Raw genomic sequence first — 3,210 nt, 5'->3', positions numbered from 1 at the left:
GCGCCCGGCGCCGTTCCCGGAAACGCTGATCGAGGCCGACCCGGACCTCTACCTGAAGCAGACCATCGCCGCTCGCCGCGCGGGCGCAGGCCTCGACGCCGGCCGCGCCGCAGTCGATCGACTGGGAGATCCGCGTGCTGCACGACGGCCAGACCGTCGACACCTTCCACCAGACCACCACGGTCGGCCAGTCGCGCACCGATACGCACGACTATCCCGTCACGCTGGGCGCGGCCTGCGCCGGCAAGGAAGCCTCGATGGTGGCGGCGGTCAAGCCGCGGCGCTCGCGCACCGTGACGGTCGCGCCGCTCTATGTCGAGGGCGACACGGTCACGCTGCAGATCGACGCGCAGGAAACCCTGGACGACGGCGACGGCTGCTCGCTCGCGCCGCGCCAGATCTCGGCCAGCCACCCGGGCCTGGCGGTCCATGCCGAGAGCTGGACCGACTGGGCGCCGGCCGACAAGAAGGCGCGCCTGCTCTACCAGGTCCGCGCCCACGTGGTGCAGGGCTGATACATGCACGCGCCCCAGGCCCTGCCGTTCGCCGCCCCGCAGGCGGCCCCGAACGAGATCACCGCGGTCAGCTGGAACCTGCACAAGGGCCGCTCGCCGCTCGGCTTCACCGCCTGGAATGCGATGCGGCGCTGGGTCGAATCGACCCACGCCGACATCTACTTCCTGCAGGAGGCGATGGCCAAGCGCATGCCGCGGCCGATGCTGGCCTCGGGCTTCGGCGCGCCGATGGAGGATCCGGTCGACGACATCTGGCATTGCCAGGCCACCGAGATCGCCCGCGCGCTGGATTGGCAGATCGCGCTCGGCCCCAATGTGTTCAAGCCGTCCTGGCGGCACGGCAACGCGATCCTCTCGCCGCATCCGCTCGACCTGGGCGGGCGCTGGGACATCTCCGCGCATCGCTTCGAGCGGCGCGGCCTGCTGGTGGCGCGCGCCACCCTGGCCGGCGCCGCGCCGATCACCCTGCTCTGCGCCCACCTGGCGCTCACGCGCGCCGCGCGGCTGCGCCAGATGACCTGGATCGCGCACTGGATCGAGCATCACGCCCAGGACGGCCCGCTGGTGCTGGCCGGCGACTTCAACGACTGGCGCAACGATTCGGTGCCGCTGTTCGGCGAGATCGGCCTGTCCGAGGTCGCCACCCTGCTCGGCGAATCGGGACGCACCTTCCCGGCCTTCTCGCCGGCGCTGGCGCTCGACAAGATGTTCGTGCGCGGCCTGACCCCGCTGGAGTGGCAGGCGCCGACCGACGACACCGCCTGGCTGTCCGACCACCTGCCCTATATCGCGCGGCTGCGCCTGGACTGAAGCGCCGCGCTTCGGCAATGGGCAGGAATCCGAAAGCTCCCGCCCCGTTTCCCGGGGCGGATTTCCGCGCGCCCACCGGGGTCAAGCGCGCGCGGCGCCCAGGCAGGGTAAAATACGGGGTTCTCCAAACGTCTGTTAACGGGTAGGCGTGCACTTTTCGAGAGTGACGCGCCCGCCATCGGCCGGTCTGCGGATCGGGCCGGTGCCCTCGGTTTCCGTCTCGTATCCGTATTCCATGAGCAAATTCGATACCGCTACCGTCCTGTCCGTCCACCACTGGACCGATACGCTGTTCAGCTTCACCTGCACCCGCGACCAAGGCCTGCGCTTCAACAATGGTGAATTCACCATGGTCGGCCTCGAGGTCGAGGGCAAGCCGCTCGCGCGCGCCTACTCGATCGTCAGCCCGAACTACGAGGAACACCTCGAGTTCTTCAGCATCAAGGTGCAGGACGGCCCGCTCACCTCGCGTCTGCAGCACCTGAAGGTGGGCGACCCGGTCCTGATCGGCAAGAAGCCCACCGGCACCCTGGTCGCCGACAACCTGCTGCCCGGCAAGACGCTGTGGCTGCTGTCGACCGGCACGGGCCTGGCGCCCTTCATGTCGATCATCCGCGACCCGGACATCTACGACCGCTTCGACAAGATCGTGCTGACCCATACCTGCCGCCTGAAGGGCGAGCTGGCCTACATGGACTTCATCAAGCACGACCTGCCGGGTCACGAGTACCTGGGCGACATCATCAAGGAAAAGCTGGTCTATTACCCGACGGTCACGCGCGAAGCCTTCGACAACGAGGGCCGCATCACCGACCTGATCGCCACCGGCAAGCTGTTCACCGACCTCGAGGTGCCGCCGTTCTCGCCCGAGAACGACCGCGTGATGCTGTGCGGCAGCACCGCCATGCTCAAGGACACCACCGAGCTGCTCAAGCAGGCCGGCCTGGTGGAAGGCAAGAACAGCGCGCCGGGCCACTACGTGATCGAACGCGCCTTCGTCGACTGATCCCCGGCGGCCTCGCGCCCTCGGCAAGAACCGGAGCCTCGCGCTCCGGTTTTTTTATGCCCGCGTCATATGGTTTAGTTACATTTTCGGCGGTCAGTTACAAACCCTTGCGATTCGTCCTACGGGCGAGCGAACAAAAATCTGTCGAATCAGACGAGCTTGCCTGTCGGATATTTCCGACACGGGCGTCAGGATTTTGATCTGTTTACCCGGAGCGATCCCCGCCCGGCGCGCCTTTCCCATTTATTCTGAGTTATGATTCGCCGCGTCTTGACACTTCTTGACATACTTGCCAAGGGTCAAAGCACGTATTACTGAATGTAACTTTTGTTACCCGATCGGGCCTCCACCGAGGTCGTCGCCGATCGAACCTGTTCTCGCCGGAAGGAACGTCATGGACATGCCGCGTATCGCAGCCGCCTCAGCGAGCGCCCTGCCCGAGCCGGGCCCCGCCCCGGCACGCTCCGCCATTGCCCTCGCCGTGATTCCCGCCGCAGCCGCCAACTCGCCGTCGCCCGTTCCTCGCGCCCCGGATGCCCGGCTGGCCGCCTTTTCGGCCGAACTCGCGGCCGAACTCGCCGCCGCCGACGAAACCGCCCGCCGCCGGCTCGCCCGCGAGCTGCACGACGGCCTCGGCGCCGATCTCACCGGCCTGCGCTTCGCTTTCGCCAATCTCGACACCTGGCTGCCCGAGCAGGCGCCCGAAGGCTGCCGGCGCGCGCTCGCGCTGGCCCAGCAGGCGCTCGACGCCGCCTTCGATTCGTACCGCCGCGCGCTCGACGAAGCCGCGCCCGCGCTCGATGCCGGCCTGGTCGGCACCTTGTCGGGCTGGGTCGGCGCATTCGGCGCGCGCACCCGGCTGCGCACCAGCGTGGTCTG

At 68.0% G+C, this 3,210-nt stretch carries 4 protein-coding genes and 1 pseudogene; all 5 read left to right on the top strand.

Features of this window, described 5'->3' with window-relative positions; all coding sequences use genetic code 11:
• Positions 1–85: pseudogene (locus F3J18_RS38430) on the top strand (alpha/beta hydrolase); the annotation flags it as partial.
• A 49-nt stretch (positions 86–134) separates the two neighbouring features.
• Positions 135–515, top strand: coding sequence for a hypothetical protein (locus F3J18_RS36320; RefSeq protein WP_345892547.1), 381 nt, complete (start codon positions 135–137; stop codon positions 513–515).
• Positions 516–518: 3 nt separating this feature from the next.
• Entirely contained in the window at positions 519–1,325 is an 807-nt protein-coding gene (locus F3J18_RS36315) for an endonuclease/exonuclease/phosphatase family protein (RefSeq protein ID WP_013699674.1), read from the top strand.
• 235 nt (positions 1,326–1,560) lie between these two features.
• Complete coding sequence (locus tag F3J18_RS36310) at positions 1,561–2,331, top strand: ferredoxin--NADP reductase (RefSeq protein ID WP_013699675.1); 771 nt, start codon at positions 1,561–1,563, stop codon at positions 2,329–2,331.
• Between the two features lie 394 nt (positions 2,332–2,725).
• Positions 2,726–3,210, top strand: a 485-nt coding sequence (locus F3J18_RS36305; protein WP_166916974.1) for a histidine kinase, incomplete at its 3' end; no start/stop codon positions are given.

This window comes from Burkholderia sp. Ax-1720, assembly GCF_011753035.1.
In the GTDB taxonomy this organism is placed as follows: domain Bacteria; phylum Pseudomonadota; class Gammaproteobacteria; order Burkholderiales; family Burkholderiaceae; genus Burkholderia; species Burkholderia gladioli.
The sequence above is the reverse complement of the archived record's forward strand: the minus strand, read 5'-3'. Positions and strand labels throughout refer to the sequence as shown.

Excerpts from the sequence above, each read along its gene's own strand:
- F3J18_RS36310 (WP_013699675.1), top strand. The coding sequence starts at position 1,561 with ATGAGCAAATTCGATACCGCTACCGTCCTGTCCGTCCACCACTGGACC.
- F3J18_RS36315 (WP_013699674.1), top strand. The coding sequence starts at position 519 with ATGCACGCGCCCCAGGCCCTGCCGTTCGCCGCCCCGCAGGCGGCCCCG.